The organism is Pseudomonas sp. Pseusp15, assembly GCF_059492165.1.
Window position 1 is genome coordinate 3061206 of the sequence record NZ_CP168523.1, and the last position, 14328, is coordinate 3075533.

The following is a 14328-nucleotide window of genomic DNA, read 5'->3' on the forward strand; positions in this document are numbered from 1 at the left end:
ATGCAAACCAACCTAAGCGAGCAGTCCAAATTACTGCCCCGCGCCGAAGAAGCGGACAAGATTCTGCGTACCTGCGTGCATTGCGGGTTCTGCAACGCGACGTGCCCGACCTACCAACTGCTCGGCGACGAACTGGACGGGCCGCGCGGGCGCATCTACCTGATCAAGCAAGTGCTCGAAGGCGCCCCCGCCACAGCCAAAGCCCAATTGCACCTGGATCGCTGCCTGACCTGCCGCAACTGCGAAACCACCTGCCCGTCCGGGGTGGATTATCACAACCTGCTGGACATTGGCCGCGCCGTGATCGATCAAGCGGTGCCACGCCCAGCCAGTCAACGACTGTTGCGTCAGGGCCTGCGGGCATTGGCGCCAAACCCGAACCTGTTCAAGACCCTGCTGCAGATCGGCGCCACTTTCCGGCCGTTGCTACCACGGGGGGTTGAGGCGAAGTTACCCCACGACCTCCCTGCTCCGGGCGAACGCCCCGTCCCTCGGCATGCGCGCCAGGTGTTGATGCTCGAAGGCTGCGTACAACCCGGTCTGTCACCGAACACCAACGCCGCGACGGCGCGGGTGCTGGATCGGCTGGGAATCAGTGTGATTGCGGTGCCGGAAGCCGGCTGCTGCGGTGCGCTGGACTATCACCTCGACGCCCAAGCCGTGGGCCTGGACCGCGCCCGACGCAACATCGACGCTTGGTGGCCGTACCTGGAAAGCGGCGCCGAAGCCATCGTGCAAACCGCCAGCGGCTGCGGCGCATTCATCAAGGACTACGGGCATCTGCTGGAGCGCGACCCGGTTTATGCGGCCAAGGCACGGCGAGTCAGCGAAATGGCCCTGGACCTGGTGCAAGTGCTGGCCGATGAGCCGTTGGAGCGAGTTTGCGCCGCCACCGACCGACGGATCGCCTTTCACTGCCCCTGCACCTTGCAGCACGCACAGAAACTCGGCGGCGCGGTCGAGGCCGTGTTGACGCGGTTGGGCTTCAATCTCACAGCTGTACCCGACAGTCATTTGTGTTGCGGCTCGGCGGGCACCTATTCGATCACCCAACCGGAGTTGGCCCGGCAACTGCGCGACAACAAACTCAACGCCCTGGAAAGCGGCCACCCAGAAGTCATCGCCACCGCCAACATCGGCTGCCAGAGCCACCTCAACAGCGCCGGGCGCACCCCAGTCAGGCACTGGATCGAATTGGTGGACCAAGTGCTGCGTTGACCGAGCAGCCTGAGTGGCAAGAACAGTCCTTGGCAGAATGAAGTTCGTCAGAAACTTCGTTTGTCGGCGCCGCCGAAGGCTGCGATCTTTTCCGGCATCCGTTACGTCACTGCGCCAGGAATTTTTTTCATGAGCCACCCGAATTTCGTCAGCCCTGACCTGATCCGCCAACGCTTCTCCAAAGCGATGTCCGACATGTACCGCGAAGAAGTGCCGCTGTACGGCGCGCTGATGGAACTGGTGGAACAGACCAACCGCCACGTGCTGGACAGCGACCCGCAAATCGCCCGCCAGCTGCACAGCACCGGGGAAATCCAGCGGCTGGACCTGGAGCGCCACGGTGCAATCCGCGTCGGCACCGCCACTGAACTGGCAACCCTCGCCCGCCTGTTCGCGGTGATGGGCATGCAACCGGTGGGCTATTACGACCTGACCCCGGCCGGCGTGCCGGTGCATTCCACTGCATTTCGTGCCGTGCATGAGGCGGCGTTGCAGGTCAGCCCGTTCCGGGTGTTCACCTCGCTACTGCGCCTGGAACTGATCGAAGACACCGAACTGCGGGCCTTTGCCCAGTCGGTACTGGACCAGCGTTCAATCTTCACCCCGGCCGCGCTGACGCTCATCGAACGCGCCGAAACCCAGGGCGGCCTGACCGAATACGAGGCGCAGGACTTCGTCGCACAAGCCCTGGAAACCTTCCGCTGGCACCACAGCGCCACCGTCACCGCCAAGCAGTACCAGCAACTCAGCGCCCAGCATCGACTGATCGCCGACGTGGTGGCGTTCAAAGGCCCGCACATTAACCACCTGACGCCGCGCACCCTGGACATCGACATCGTCCAGGCACAAATGCCCGCCCATGGCATTACCCCCAAAGCGGTGATCGAAGGCCCACCCCGCCGCCAATGCCCGATTCTGCTGCGTCAAACCAGCTTCAAGGCGCTGGACGAGCCGATTGCTTTTACCGATCAAGCCGAGATGCGTGGCAGCCACAGCGCCCGCTTCGGTGAAATCGAACAGCGCGGCGCAGCGCTCACGCCCAAGGGCCGGGCACTTTACGACCGTTTGCTCAACGCTGCCCGGGATGAGCTCAAGGAGTTCCCCAACGAAGCCAATGCCGCACGCTACAACGCGCTAATGACGCAGCATTTTGGCGAATTCCCTGACACCGTAGAAGAAATGCGCCAACAGGAACTGGCGTACTTTCGCTACTTCGTGACCGAAAAAGGCCTGGCGGCGGATGGGCTGAAAGACGCGTCGCTGGAGGATTTGCTCCGTGACGGGTATGTGCGGGTAGAACCGCTGGTGTACGAAGACTTCCTGCCGGTCAGTGCGGCGGGGATTTTTCAGTCGAACCTGGGGGACGCGGCGCAAACCCACTATGGTGTGCACTCGAACCAACAGGCGTTCGAAAAGGCGCTGGGACGGTCGACGATTGATGAGTTGGGCTTGTATGCCGAGACGCAGCGGCGATCGATCGAAGAGTGTTTTGCAGCATTGGGCTTGAAGGTGACCGATTAGGCGTTATGGCCGCGAAAAAGATCGTGGGCCTCGCCAGCTCCTGCAGAAATACGTATTTCATGCAGGAGGGGGGCCGCCCCGTCGTTCGTCGCGTCGTTGCCGGCACGGCACGTTTTCGACCTTTTAAGCCGCACCGCCCTTGGCCTGTTGCTCCAGGTGCAGTTGCAGCTCTGGATCGATCTTCAGCGCAGCGGCCAGTTCGTCCAGATAATTGCGCTCGGCATCCTGCTGATCGTCCACCAGCATCACGCTGGCCAGGTACATCTCGGCGGCCATGCCCGGGTCCTGGGCGGACTGCGCCACATCGGCGGCATCCAGCGGCCGGGCGACTTCGTCATCGAGCCATTGTTGCAGTTGCGGGTCGTCGGTATGGCGGCCGATTTCAGTGCTGATCATTTGTTTCTCGGCGTCGTCGATACGGCCGTCGGCCTTGGCGGCGGCGATCAAGGCGCGAAGGATGGCGTGGCTGTGGTCTTCGATTTCCGGACCGGACAACAGATCAACGGTACGCGGCGCCTGTTGGGGTGCCGAGGCCTGGCTGCGTTGCCATGCCTGATAGGCCTGGAACGCCATCATCCCCAAAGAGGCCAACGCCGCATAGTTGGTGCCGCCCGAGCGCGTTTGGCTTGAACCGCCCGAAGGGGAACCGCCGCCCAACAGACCACCGAGCAAACCTCCCAGACCTCCGCCGCCAGCACCTCCACCCGCACTGCCACCCAACAGGCCACCGAGCAAGCCACCCAAATCGCCCAAGCCGCCCAAGCCGCCTTGAGTCGACGCCGCACCACCACCTTGTTGCGACAACGAGCCCTGGCCGGCCCGCAGTAATTGCTCAAGCAAATCGCTGGTGTTCATGACGACGTCCTCATTGATGGGCAGAAACCAAGTCAGGCAACGATAGTCCTCGCCGGACATTCCGCCAACTCCGTCTGGCTGACGCCAAAAGGTGCCCCTTCACACTCCTGACAGAAACTGACAGCGCCTCCTTTTATGCTGCGTCCACCTTCTAATGGAGCAACCCCATGATCACTCCCCGTTTCATTTTGCTTTTCGTGGACAACCCCGCCGTCAGTGCACGGTTTTATGAGTTTCTGCTGGAGCGCAAGCCCGTGGAAGAATCGCCGACCTTCGCCCTGTTTGTCCTGGACGACGGCTATAAACTGGGGCTTTGGTCGCGGCATACCGCCGAACCTGCAACGACTGTAACGGGCGGCGGGACCGAGCTGGCGTTCCCGGTGGAGTCTGCCGAACAGGTCGATGCACTGTTTGCCAAGTGGAGCGCCCTGGGGCTGACCATGCTGCAAACACCGACCGAACTCGACTTCGGTCGGACCTTCGTCGCCCTTGACCCGGATAACCATCGGCTGCGTGTGTTCTTTCCTCATTAAGCTGACAACACTGGCATACAACGCTCATGACGTACCCCGGATATTTCCGGGGTATTTTTTTGCGCGGCGTCTAAGATTCAAAGGTGGTGAACCTTATCCCCGAAAATCCGGTCGATACCTGCAACCCGATCCGGTTTGCCGACGCCCTCAATAGCGGGGTGATAACTGGCTTGCTTCATTTTCTGGAGAACGCCCCCGTGATATCCACCGTACACATCGCCAGGCTCAAAGCATGGGGCGCCCATGGTTTTACCGCCACCGGCGTGGTCACTGCTTTCCTCGCGACCCTCGCCCTGCTGGAGAACCAGCCCACCCATTGCCTGCTGTGGCTGGGCGTGGCGCTGATCGTCGACGGGCTGGACGGCGCGCTGGCACGCAAGGTCAATGTGCAATCGGTGCTGCCAAGTTTCGACGGCTCGATCCTCGATCTGGTGATCGACTACCTGACGTATGTGTTTATCCCGGCGCTGTTCATCTACCGTTACATCCCGTTGCCGGACTACACCCTGCTGCTGACCGTGTCGCTGATTCTGGTGTCGTCGCTGTTCTGCTTCTGCAACGTCAACATGAAGAGCAAGGACAACTACTTCCAGGGCTTCCCCGCTGCGTGGAACGTGGTTGCGCTGTGCCTGTACATCATCGGTCCGTCGCCGTGGATCACGTTGCTCACCGTGATCGGCCTGGCGCTGTTGACCGTGACTCGAATGAAATTCCTGCACCCGTTCCGCGTGCGCCGCTTCATGCCGATCAACATTGCCGTGACGGCCATCTGGTTGCTGTGCAGCTTGTCGCTGGTGCTCAACCATCCGGTCATCAATCCACTGGTGATGGGCCTGTGGCTGCTGATGTCGGCGTACTTCCTGGGGATCTGCATCTGGCGCACGGCGCTGGAGTGGTTCGACGGCTCGCGGCTCAAATAGGCACTGCATTCATGCCCATCCATATCGTGCGACTCGGTTCGCCTCGCACCGCAAATGAAGGCCTGCGCCTGGGCACGGTACGCCGCCCGCCCCGTGGCGTACCGAAGGCCGAATTCGCCAGCCGTGATTTCTATGATGTGTGGCAACCGCTGCTGTCCCCCAGCCCCGAACTGGTGGCCGAAGCCAAGGCGGCAGAAGATGCCAAAGCCTGGGAGAGCTTCAAGCGCAAGTTCAAGGCCGAGATGAACCATCCCGCGCCCAGTCAGCTGCTGGACCTGCTGGCCGCCCTCTCCCATCAAACCTCACTGGCCGTGGGGTGTTATTGCGAAGACGAAGCGCACTGCCATCGCTCCGTATTACGGGAGTTGCTGGAGGCACGGGGCGCAAAAATTGTTTAGCCAAGATGCAGATTTGATCGCTCGCCCGAATGTTCACGGGCAAGCTGAATACACTTCATAGCCAGAATGGTCGTCGGGTCGATCAATGCCACTTGATGACCTTTGATCATGAAGGCCTCGCTATGCTGCAGCACCAGCGGCAACTCCGTGCATCCCAGGATAAGCACATCGGCGCCCAGTTCACACAAGTGCTCGGCGGCGATCAGGAGTTGGTCCCTGCAAAGGCCCTCGGTGAACCCGGCCTTGATCCCGAGCGACCCATAAATCGCTTCCATGACCAGCGCCTGGTAATCCACCCCGGGGGCGACTATGTGCAACCCGACTCGCCGGGCCGCCTCGTGGTAGACCTGACTCTTGATCGTGCCCGACGTCGCCAGCAGCCCCACTGTTTTCCCGGCGCCATACCGCTGAACGATGGCCTCTACCGTCTCGGCAAGCATGTTCACAATGGGTACGCGCAAGTGTGCCTGGATGCGCTCGACGAATGCGTGGGCGGTGTTGCACGGGATCGCAATGGCATTGGCTCCAGCGCTTTCAAGCCGCTTGCAGGTGGCATACATCGCCATCGTCGGATCAGTTTCGTCATTCAACAAATTGGCGGTGCGATCAGGAATCTGGGGGTTTTGTTCGACCACCATCTTGATGTGCTCCTGGTCACGGCCGGCCGGTGTATGCGCAACCACCTTGCCCATGAAATCGACCGTTGCCGCAGGCCCCACCCCGCCGACGATCCCAAGCTTGAAGGGTGGGCGATTCGACTGACCTTTCTGCTGAGTCGCGAAGCCGGCATAAATCTCATTGATATCCAGCACCGTGATGCCCCGACGCTGCAGGTCGCCGCAGACCAACGAGAGCTCGGTCATGCCCGGCAAGACCATCGTGGCCCCCTGCTCCTGAAGTGACAGGCAGGCCTGATACACGCATTCCAGCGGTACACCGTCAAGGTAGCCATCCTTGATGCCGTTGACGCCATACATCGCTTCCATCAACCCCGATTGTTCGTCGGCACCTGGATAAACGAGTTTGAAGTCGGAGCCGAAGTAGCGTTCGAACAAACCGGCGTGACGAACATAGTCTGAGGCGAGAATGCCCAATACCGTGCCGGGTTCAACAACATGGTCGATGTGCCTGCGCAATGCGGCCATCATGTCCAGAACCGGTATGCCTATCTCCTCCTGTATCTCTTCGCGGAAAGTGTGACTGGCAAAACACGGCAGTACGATCGCGCTGACCCCGCTGGCCTCGAAAGTCTGACAGACCTGGAAAACATAGAACTTTCTGGAGGTCATGCTCGCGCCCCGATCCAACGGCATCAGCACATCTTTGAACGGGTGCTGCTCGAACAGGAAGTGATAGCGGCCTTGATCCTCCAGTACCGCCCTGGACTTCACCAACTTATAGAAAAGATCGCCGCCGGCCAGTGAGCCAAGCCCGCCGACGATGCCCAGTTTGTGTACCAATGAAGACTCACGGGATGGCTTCGATTTCGTTTTCATGGTGATAGCGCTCAGACGGTGGCTACAGAGCGAACAGGCAGTGGGGACACCTCGGTTTGCGGCACGTCGTCCGGCTCTTCGAGAGGCTCGGATTTAGCGATCACGGCTGTTGCGATGCTGTTGCCCACCACATTGGTGGCCGTCCTGGCCATATCGAGGAACTGATCAATACCGATGATCAGCAAAATGCCAGCCTCTGGCAGATTGAACATGGGCAACGTCGCCGCCACGACCACCACCGAAGCCCGGGCAACACCCGCCATGCCCTTGCTGGTAATCATCAGCGTCAGCAAGATCAGCAGCTGCTGCGTAAAGCTCAAATCAATGTTGTAGGCCTGAGCGATGAACATAATGGCGAAGGCTTGATACATCATCGAGCCGTCGAGGTTGAATGAGTACCCCAGTGGCAGTACGAAGCTGGATACCCGCTTGGGTGCGCCGAACTTCTCCAGGGCTTCCATGGTTTTTGGATAGGCGGACTCACTACTGGCTGTCGAGAATGCCAGCAGAATGGGTTCGCGGATCAACTTGCCCAGGGTAAAGACTGAACGCCCCAGAAACAGGTAGCCGGCAGCGAACAACACACCCCATAGAATCACAATGCCCAGGTAGAACTCGGCAATCAGTTTTCCATAATCGACCAGCAAGCCGAGACCTTGGGTGGTGATGGCCGAAGCGATGGCGGCAAAGACACCGACTGGCGCAAAGGCCATGACATAGTCAGTGATCTTGAACATCACCTTGCCCAGTTCTTCAATGCTGTCGGTGATCTTCGTATAGCCAGCGCGCTTGATGCCTGCCAGCGCAAAGCCGAAAAACAAAGAGAACACTACAATTTGCAGAATCTCATTGTTGGCCATGGCTTCTGCGATGCTTCGAGGGAACACGTGACTGATGAATACCTTGAGGCTGAAGTCACCCGTGCTGACAACGGCCGTCGCCGCTGCGCCTTGAGTCACCTGCAGATCCAGACCCGCGCCAGGCTGGAACACATTCACCAGCAACATGCCAATGAACAGCGAAATGATTGAGGCCGACACGAACCAGATCATCGCCCTGGCGCCGATCCGCCCTACGGATCGGGAATTACCCATGCTGGCAATACCACCGACCAGTGTGGCGAACACCAAAGGCGCGATGATCATCTTGATCAACCGCAGGAAAATGTCCGTCACCATCGAGAAGTAGGAGGCGATCTCCCGGGCGGCTTTCTCATCCGCTGCGAAATGATGGCAGGCCCAACCTGCAAGGACGCCCAAGGCGATAGCCATCGCAATCTGGCGGGGTAGTCTGTTTCTTTTCACGGTGCATTTCCTCAAGTGGTTTTGTAGGTCTTTTTACTTGGCAGGAGACAAGATTGAAGTGCCCCGATGTTCTGCGGCAGCGGGGTTGTGGCACCGATTCTAAGGACGCCCTTCACGCCGGATGATGAGTAATCACCATAGGCTGATGCGTTTTTGGAATAGTTTGCGAAATTCCCTCAATGGCGCCATCGCACCGCAGTAAACTCTTCGCCAGAGACGCAATGAGGTGCCAGCATGCAAACCAAATGGTTGGACGATCTTCTGGCGATTGCCGAATGGAAGAACTTTTCCCGAGCGGCGGAAGTGCGTTGCGTCACGCAGTCCGCGTTGTCCCGGCGGATTCGTTCACTTGAAGAATGGGTGGGCGCCGAACTGGTGGATCGCGGCACTTATCCTGTCCAGCTGACTCAAGCGGGCCGCAGCTTCTGTGAAGAGGGGCGCGAGGCGCTGTCGGCGTTGCTGCAATTGCGCCTGGCCCTTCGCGAAGGCGAACGAATGCCGGGACGCTCGATTCAGGTCACTGCCGGGCACAGTCTTTCAATGACCTTTCTGCCTAAATGGCTCACCCAGTTTCAACAGCAGAATGAGCCCTTTAATGCTCGCGTGGTGGCCGCGAACATCCACGATGCGGTGATTGCGCTGGAGGAAGGCAGCTGCGATTTGATGATCGTCTACCACCATCCCCTCGCCCCGATCCAGCTCGACCCCGAGAAGTTCGGCAGCTTGACCCTGGGGCATGATTCGTTCGTTCCATTGTGCGCGCCGGACAATAACGGCAAACCGTTGCATCGGCTGCCGGGGACGGCCGCCAAGCCAGTGCCGCACCTGGCCTATACCGCGACCACTTTTTTGGGTCGCGTGGCCGATATCGTCATCAAGAATGCACCGACTGCTTGCGTGCTTGATCGTTGCTTTGAGGCGGACATGGCCATGTTGCTGATGAGAATGGCGATCGAGGGCTACGGCGTTGCCTGGCTGCCCCTGAGCGCCGTGACCGATGAGCTGGAGCGAGGGCAATTGGTGCTGGCCGGCGGCGATGAATGGAAGACCCGGCTGGAGATTCGTTCGTATTGTTCGATCGCCAATCAGAACCCGACGATGCGCGAGCTTTGGAAAACGCTTGAAGTCGCATCGCGAGCAGGCCCATTCGAGCGACCAGACGCCCCTTAGACTGATCATGGTCAATAATCAAAGGATTGAGATGTATCGAACGACCACCGTCTGCTCGCTTACCCACGGGAGGTTTGTCATGTCTGGTCAACCGCGCTTCATGCTGGTCGCCTCACCGCTGATGGAACACAGCCCCGCCTTCGACCGGGCCGCGATGCTGGCCAAGGCCGAGGGGGCGGCCCTGCACATCGTGGCCTTCGACTATCTGGAAGGCCTGGCGACCGCCAGCCTGGTCAACGAAAAGGCCATGGAGCAGATGCGCTTGGGCTATGTCGAGCGCCACCGCCAGTGGCTTGAAGAACAGGCCCACCCCTTGCGCAAGATAGGTGTGAACGTCACCACCGAGGTGGCCTGGGTCGAGAATCCGCTGGAGGAGATCCTGATTCACCTCAAAGAGCAGCCGATGGACGTACTGATCAAGGCGCTGGATCATCCATCGCGGCTGTCGCGGCTGGTGTTTACCCCCCTCGACGTGCATTTGTTGCGCGAATGCCCGGTGCCGCTGCATTTCGTCAGCCATGCCACTCGCGCGTTGCCGCGCAAGATCGTCGCGGCGATCGACCCGTTTCACCGCGATGATCAATACAACAGTTTCAACGACCGGATCCTTCACGAAGCCTCAAAACTGGCGAGCGCCTGCAATGCCGAACTCAATGTGGTCTACGCCTATGACCTTTCATCCATCAGCGCGGATGAGTTCAACTTCTACAACGGTTCGGCGCTTTTCTCTTCGGACCAGGTCAAGACCCTGTTCGACCTCCAGGAGAATGCCTTCAACGAACTGGCCGCGCGCAACGGCATCGCGCCGGAGCAGCGGCACATGATCATGGGCAACCCCACCAAGGTACTGACCCACTACACCGAGACCCATGATGTGGATGTGATCGTCATGGGCCGGATCGGCCATCGCGGCATGGGCCGGTTGATCGGCAGCACGGTGGAGCATGTGCTGTACAAAATGCCATGCAGCGTGTGGGTGGTGTACACCGAGTCACTGGATGAGTGACTGCAACGGCTGAATACCAAATTGTGCACATACCTTTGTGGACGCGACCCCTGTGGCGAGGGGGCTTGTCGGAACGCCGCACCGCCCCGTTCGGCTGCGAAGCAGTCGCAAAGCTTTTGGGGCCGCTTCGCGACCCAACGGGGGCAAGCCCCCTCGCCACAGGGGTCGCGCACACGGGGATTTTGTGTTCTCGACTCAGCGCCGGGTGATCACCACCTCCAGGTATTCGCTTGGCACCACCAGCGACCGCTCCCCCGCTCGGTTCAGGCGCTTGAGCAGTTCCGTCAGGTCGTGTTCCAGGGCGGCGGACCCTTCGGGTGGCAGGGTCGCAAAAGCCTTGTGAACCGGGCCATACCAGGTGCGGAAGGTGTCGATGAAATGGGCGGCCGAACGATAGCGGAAGTTGAATAAGCGTCGTGTCACCTGAAGCACGAAGTCGCGCTGATCGAAGTGCGAGTGCAACCACGCTTCGGAGCCCCAGTTTGAAGGTGGTTGAGCCCCTACGGGTGGCGGCATGTGGCGCCCCAGGACCTTGAACATCTGGCCGACAAAGCCCTCGGGCGTCCAGTTGGCAAGGCCAATCCGACCTCCCGGACGACACACCCGCGCCAGTTCCGCAGCCGCCTTGGGTTGATCCGGGGTAAACATCACCCCAAAGGTCGAGAGCACGGCATCGAAACTGGCATCCTCGAAAGGTAGTGCCTCGGCATCGGCCACCTGAAAGGTCACGTTCAGGTGTTCCGCCCGTGCCCGGTCTTCGCCACGCTCAAGCAGCTTGGCCACATAGTCGGTGGACGTGACCTTACAGCCCCGGCGCGCAGCGGCAAGCGTGGCATTACCGTTGCCCGCAGCGACGTCCAGCACCCGCTCATCGCAGAGCAGGTCGCAGGCTTCAGCCAGTTGTTCGCCGACGATCTGTAAAGTGGTGCCGATCACGGCGTAGTCGCCGCTGGCCCACGCAGTCATCTGACGGTTTTTCAGGGCGGTGAGATCAATGGGTGTGCTCATGAAGTCTGCTCCGCTGCGGGTTGGAACGCGTCCCGGCTTACTCCGCCGTGGTGGGATCGATGATGTTCACAACTCGGGAAACGCTGTTGATCGGAAAACCACCTTGTTTGGCATGCTCCCTGATGAGCTCCTCGCTCGGCGCGATGTACACGCAGTAAATCTTGTCGCCCGTGACGTAACTCTGCTGCCATTGCACTTGCGGCCCCAATCCGCGCAACACATCGCAGGATTTTTGCGAGATCGCTTTGAGTTCCTGTTGTGGCAGTGCGCCGGCTCCCGGAAGCTCGCGTTCAATAATGAACTTAGGCATAACCCTCTCCCTTTCATGATCGTGATGGCAGGGTCGCAAGTGACCCCGTCCACAAACTAAAGCTCCCGGACAGGTATCCGTCCTGCCCGGTCGTCCGGCAGACTCACGAAACACACCGGTCTCCGATGCATGGTCATGCGTTTGTAACGCAGGATTAACACCCGGCCCCCGGGATTGCCGATGCGCCATGAATCAGCTCGTATGGGCCACCGTCTTTTGAAAGGATTCCCCCATGCCTCGCCTGGACTGGCTCGCTCACCACATGCACCACAGCGACATCTTTGCTTCATGGATTCACCAACAATTCCACTATGAATACGCCGACCAGCCCTTGCCTCAGTGGCAACGGGAATTCGCTGACGGCCAATTCGACGGCACATGGCAATGTTTGATCGCCCTGGATGAAGACCGCCTGCTGGGTGGTGCGGCACTGGCCGCCGCCGACCTGGCTCACCGGCCTGACCTGGGTCCTTGGCTGGCCTGTGTGTTCGTCACCCCCCAAGCAAGGGGAAAAGGATTGGCGGAGCGTTTGATTGAGGGGATATGCGCGCAGGCCAGGGAACGTGGCGTGGCGAAGATCTATTTGCACACCCGGGACCAAAGCGATTACTACGCCAGACGCGGATGGACAGTGCTGGAGCGTTTTCAGGCCTGGGAAAACGACCAATGGCTCATGGTGCGCAACCTGTGAGCCATTGATTGGAAAGGTTACGCAGCAGGCGCCTTGGCCTCTTCCAACAGCTGCCGGATCATCTGCTCCTGAGTCTCGTAGCGACCCTCGCCAAAGTGGCTGTAACGCACCTGCCCCTTGGCATCGATCAGGTAGTGAGCCGGCCAGTATTGGTTGTCGAAGGCGCGCCAGATCGCGTAGTTATTGTCGATCGCCACCGGGTAGGTGATACCGAGTTTTTTCACCTGATCGCGAACGTTGTCGAGGATGCGTTCGTAACCGTATTCCGGGGTGTGCACGCCGATCACCACCAGGCCGTCCTTTTCATATTTTTTCGCCCAGTCCTTCACGTAGGGCAAGGTGTGCTGGCAGTTGATGCAGTCATAGGTCCAGAAATCCACCAGCACCACCTTGCCGCGCAGGGAGTCGTTGCTCAGCGCTGGCGAGTTGAGCCATTCGACCGCGCCGGAGAGTGACGGCATCGCACCTTTGGCCGCGTCCATCGGGTCGGCCTTGACCTTGCTGACCAGGTAATCGACCACTTTCGGTACGGTTTCCAGCACCTGCTGTTCAACGGTCGTGACGCCTTCGGACGAAGTGCCGGCGAGCAGCCTGTTATCGGTTCCGGTGGCGATGACTGCCGCCGCGACCAACACCCCGGCACCGGCGCCGCGACGCAGCCAACCGGTGACCGGAATCGACGGTTTCAAGCGATTGACCAGGCCGCGACCGGCGAAGATCAAGGTGCCCAGTGACAACGCGCTGCCCAGGCCATACGCCACCAGCAGCAGACTGGTCTGCACGTTGGCGCCTTGCAGCATGGCGCCGGTGAGGATCACCCCGAGGATCGGCCCGGCACACGGAGCCCAGAGCAGACCGGTGGCGACGCCAATCATCACCGAGCCCAGCGGGCCGGACATTTTGCGAGTGTTGGGGTCGAGGCGATTGCCCAGCAACACGAACGGTCGCGCCAGCCAGCCGCCGATGCGCGCGGAGATCAGCGACAGCGCAAACAGCACCATCACGATCAGCGCCACATGGCGGCCGGTGTTGTTGGCTTGTATCACCCAATCGCTGCTGACCACGGCCAGGCTGGAGATCAGGGCGAAGGTCAGGGCCATGCCACCGAGGGTGAGCAGGATCGAGGTGCGTGTGCGTTTAACACCGGCAAACAGAAACGGCACGACCGGGAGGATGCAGGGGCTGAGGACGGTCAAAATGCCGCCCAGGAATGCGATGAGAAACATGGGGATCACCTTGAATATACGAGTCCGATGTGGGAGCGAGCCTGCTCCCACACTGGGAATATCGAGTTCATCGGAACAGTGCCTGGCCTCAAGCCATCTGGTTTTCCAACTGCTGGCCCTGTGGCGTCCGGCTGGAGCCGTTCTCTGCAACCAATTGCCCCTGCGGTGTGCGGCTGGAACCATCCTCAGCCACCAGCGGCGTCAGTTGGAAGCAGGTGCTGCTGACACAGCTGCTCTGTTCAACAGCCGCGTTGGCATGAGCGGCGACGCCGGCTATGGAAAAGACGATGGCGGTCAAAAAGCGGGTGGCGTTGTTCATGGAGTTATTCCTGTTTCAAAAAAGGGATTGATAACGGGTGAGCAAAGGACTCAGTTGTCTTCGTTGCAGTTGTCAGCGAATTTGCGGTAATCAAGGGCCTGGGTTTTGCCTTGGGAATCCAGGTAGGTCATCCGCGCATTCACAATCCCGCAGGAAGGCGTGGCGTCCTCTTTCATCGACAGCACTTTCTGGATGTCCAGGTGCGTGCCATAGGTGTAGGTTTGCGGGGTGACATTGGCTTCGGCCCGGGCCGACAAGGTGCAGATGTTCAGGGCGGCAAACAGGCAGGCGGCGTAGACGGCTTTGGTATTCATGGTGGTTTCCTCGGGGCTTCAATGGGTCAATCGTTGCCA

General features: G+C 59.9%; 16 protein-coding genes. 8 read left to right on the plus strand and 8 right to left on the minus strand.

The window, feature by feature from the left end:
* Window positions 1-1218 (plus strand): glycolate oxidase subunit GlcF, encoded by a 1218-nt coding sequence (gene glcF / locus ACEN8R_RS13715; protein ID WP_495624978.1) that lies wholly within the window; start codon window positions 1-3, stop codon window positions 1216-1218.
* 129 nt (window positions 1219-1347) lie between these two features.
* Window positions 1348-2739 carry a 2-oxoadipate dioxygenase/decarboxylase HglS gene (gene hglS / locus ACEN8R_RS13720; protein ID WP_495624979.1) on the plus strand — a complete coding sequence of 464 codons (1392 nt, stop codon included), beginning with the start codon at window positions 1348-1350 and terminating at the stop codon, window positions 2737-2739.
* Between the two features lie 123 nt (window positions 2740-2862).
* Here the strand turns inward: hglS and ACEN8R_RS13725 are convergent, their stop codons facing one another.
* Window positions 2863-3654, minus strand: a complete 792-nt coding sequence (locus ACEN8R_RS13725; RefSeq protein ID WP_495624980.1) for a tellurite resistance TerB family protein — start codon at window positions 3652-3654, stop codon at window positions 2863-2865.
* Between the two features lie 107 nt (window positions 3655-3761).
* Between ACEN8R_RS13725 and ACEN8R_RS13730 the strand changes: the two genes are divergently transcribed.
* The 3 genes from ACEN8R_RS13730 to ACEN8R_RS13740 all read left to right on the plus strand — a co-directional run bounded on the left by ACEN8R_RS13730 (window position 3762) and on the right by ACEN8R_RS13740 (window position 5445).
* Window positions 3762-4127, plus strand: a complete 366-nt coding sequence (locus ACEN8R_RS13730; RefSeq protein ID WP_064617017.1) for a VOC family protein — start codon at window positions 3762-3764, stop codon at window positions 4125-4127.
* 197 nt (window positions 4128-4324) lie between these two features.
* On the plus strand, window positions 4325-5047 hold the full coding sequence (gene pcsA, locus ACEN8R_RS13735; protein WP_018928045.1) for a phosphatidylcholine synthase: 723 nt from the start codon (window positions 4325-4327) through the stop codon (window positions 5045-5047).
* A gap of 11 nt (window positions 5048-5058) precedes the next feature.
* On the plus strand, window positions 5059-5445 hold the full coding sequence (locus ACEN8R_RS13740; RefSeq protein WP_064617016.1) for a DUF488 domain-containing protein: 387 nt from the start codon (window positions 5059-5061) through the stop codon (window positions 5443-5445).
* Here ACEN8R_RS13740 and cuyB read toward each other — a convergent pair.
* Both cuyB and ACEN8R_RS13750 read right to left on the minus strand, forming a co-directional pair.
* Window positions 5442-6941: a cysteate racemase gene (cuyB, locus tag ACEN8R_RS13745; protein ID WP_495624981.1), complete on the minus strand. Its 1500-nt coding sequence runs from the start codon at window positions 6939-6941 to the stop codon at window positions 5442-5444. The two genes, ACEN8R_RS13740 and cuyB, sit on opposite strands and share 4 nt — an antisense overlap.
* Window positions 6942-6952: 11 nt before the next feature.
* A complete protein-coding gene (locus tag ACEN8R_RS13750; RefSeq protein WP_495624982.1) occupies window positions 6953-8245 on the minus strand; it encodes a dicarboxylate/amino acid:cation symporter in 1293 nt (430 codons plus the stop codon).
* 234 nt (window positions 8246-8479) lie between these two features.
* On the opposite strand from ACEN8R_RS13750, the gene ACEN8R_RS13755 reads away from it, so the two are divergent.
* Together ACEN8R_RS13755 and ACEN8R_RS13760 are read left to right on the plus strand one after the other, a co-directional pair.
* Window positions 8480-9415 carry a LysR substrate-binding domain-containing protein gene (locus tag ACEN8R_RS13755; RefSeq protein ID WP_495624983.1) on the plus strand — a complete coding sequence of 312 codons (936 nt, stop codon included), beginning with the start codon at window positions 8480-8482 and terminating at the stop codon, window positions 9413-9415.
* Window positions 9416-9494: 79 nt separating this feature from the next.
* The gene (locus ACEN8R_RS13760) at window positions 9495-10421 is read left to right on the plus strand and encodes a universal stress protein (protein WP_019649299.1); all 927 of its coding nucleotides are present in this window, start codon (window positions 9495-9497) and stop codon (window positions 10419-10421) included.
* A 195-nt stretch (window positions 10422-10616) separates the two neighbouring features.
* Here the strand turns inward: ACEN8R_RS13760 and ACEN8R_RS13765 are convergent, their stop codons facing one another.
* On the minus strand, window positions 10617-11429 hold the full coding sequence (locus ACEN8R_RS13765; RefSeq protein WP_018928051.1) for a class I SAM-dependent methyltransferase: 813 nt from the start codon (window positions 11427-11429) through the stop codon (window positions 10617-10619).
* 37 nt (window positions 11430-11466) lie between these two features.
* The gene (locus ACEN8R_RS13770; RefSeq protein ID WP_495624984.1) at window positions 11467-11739 is read right to left on the minus strand and encodes a DUF4242 domain-containing protein; all 273 of its coding nucleotides are present in this window, start codon (window positions 11737-11739) and stop codon (window positions 11467-11469) included.
* Between the two features lie 232 nt (window positions 11740-11971).
* Between ACEN8R_RS13770 and ACEN8R_RS13775 the strand changes: the two genes are divergently transcribed.
* The gene (locus tag ACEN8R_RS13775) at window positions 11972-12430 is read left to right on the plus strand and encodes a GNAT family N-acetyltransferase (RefSeq protein WP_018928053.1); all 459 of its coding nucleotides are present in this window, start codon (window positions 11972-11974) and stop codon (window positions 12428-12430) included.
* 17 nt (window positions 12431-12447) lie between these two features.
* Here the strand turns inward: ACEN8R_RS13775 and ACEN8R_RS13780 are convergent, their stop codons facing one another.
* From ACEN8R_RS13780 to ACEN8R_RS13790, 3 genes are all read right to left on the minus strand, one after another.
* Window positions 12448-13656 (minus strand): cytochrome c biogenesis protein DipZ, encoded by a 1209-nt coding sequence (locus ACEN8R_RS13780; protein ID WP_086945477.1) that lies wholly within the window; start codon window positions 13654-13656, stop codon window positions 12448-12450.
* 88 nt (window positions 13657-13744) lie between these two features.
* Complete coding sequence (locus tag ACEN8R_RS13785) at window positions 13745-13975, minus strand: hypothetical protein (RefSeq protein ID WP_138867214.1); 231 nt, start codon at window positions 13973-13975, stop codon at window positions 13745-13747.
* 50 nt (window positions 13976-14025) lie between these two features.
* Window positions 14026-14289 (minus strand): DUF2790 domain-containing protein, encoded by a 264-nt coding sequence (locus tag ACEN8R_RS13790; protein WP_019649304.1) that lies wholly within the window; start codon window positions 14287-14289, stop codon window positions 14026-14028.
* Window positions 14290-14328: the final 39 nt, after the last annotated feature.

Bases quoted from the DNA above. Each gene is read 5' to 3' on its own strand.
- glcF (WP_495624978.1), top strand. From the start codon at position 1: ATGCAAACCAACCTAAGCGAGCAGTCCAAATTACTGCCCCGCGCCGAA.
- hglS (WP_495624979.1), top strand. From the start codon at position 1,348: ATGAGCCACCCGAATTTCGTCAGCCCTGACCTGATCCGCCAACGCTTC.
- ACEN8R_RS13725 (WP_495624980.1), bottom strand. From the start codon at position 3,654: ATGTCCGGCGAGGACTATCGTTGCCTGACTTGGTTTCTGCCCATCAAT.
- ACEN8R_RS13730 (WP_064617017.1), top strand. From the start codon at position 3,762: ATGATCACTCCCCGTTTCATTTTGCTTTTCGTGGACAACCCCGCCGTC.
- ACEN8R_RS13740 (WP_064617016.1), top strand. From the start codon at position 5,059: ATGCCCATCCATATCGTGCGACTCGGTTCGCCTCGCACCGCAAATGAA.
- cuyB (WP_495624981.1), bottom strand. From the start codon at position 6,941: ATGAAAACGAAATCGAAGCCATCCCGTGAGTCTTCATTGGTACACAAA.
- ACEN8R_RS13755 (WP_495624983.1), top strand. From the start codon at position 8,480: ATGCAAACCAAATGGTTGGACGATCTTCTGGCGATTGCCGAATGGAAG.
- ACEN8R_RS13760 (WP_019649299.1), top strand. From the start codon at position 9,495: ATGTCTGGTCAACCGCGCTTCATGCTGGTCGCCTCACCGCTGATGGAA.
- ACEN8R_RS13765 (WP_018928051.1), bottom strand. From the start codon at position 11,429: ATGAGCACACCCATTGATCTCACCGCCCTGAAAAACCGTCAGATGACT.
- ACEN8R_RS13770 (WP_495624984.1), bottom strand. From the start codon at position 11,739: ATGCCTAAGTTCATTATTGAACGCGAGCTTCCGGGAGCCGGCGCACTG.
- ACEN8R_RS13775 (WP_018928053.1), top strand. From the start codon at position 11,972: ATGCCTCGCCTGGACTGGCTCGCTCACCACATGCACCACAGCGACATC.
- ACEN8R_RS13780 (WP_086945477.1), bottom strand. From the start codon at position 13,656: ATGTTTCTCATCGCATTCCTGGGCGGCATTTTGACCGTCCTCAGCCCC.
- ACEN8R_RS13785 (WP_138867214.1), bottom strand. From the start codon at position 13,975: ATGAACAACGCCACCCGCTTTTTGACCGCCATCGTCTTTTCCATAGCC.
- ACEN8R_RS13790 (WP_019649304.1), bottom strand. From the start codon at position 14,289: ATGAATACCAAAGCCGTCTACGCCGCCTGCCTGTTTGCCGCCCTGAAC.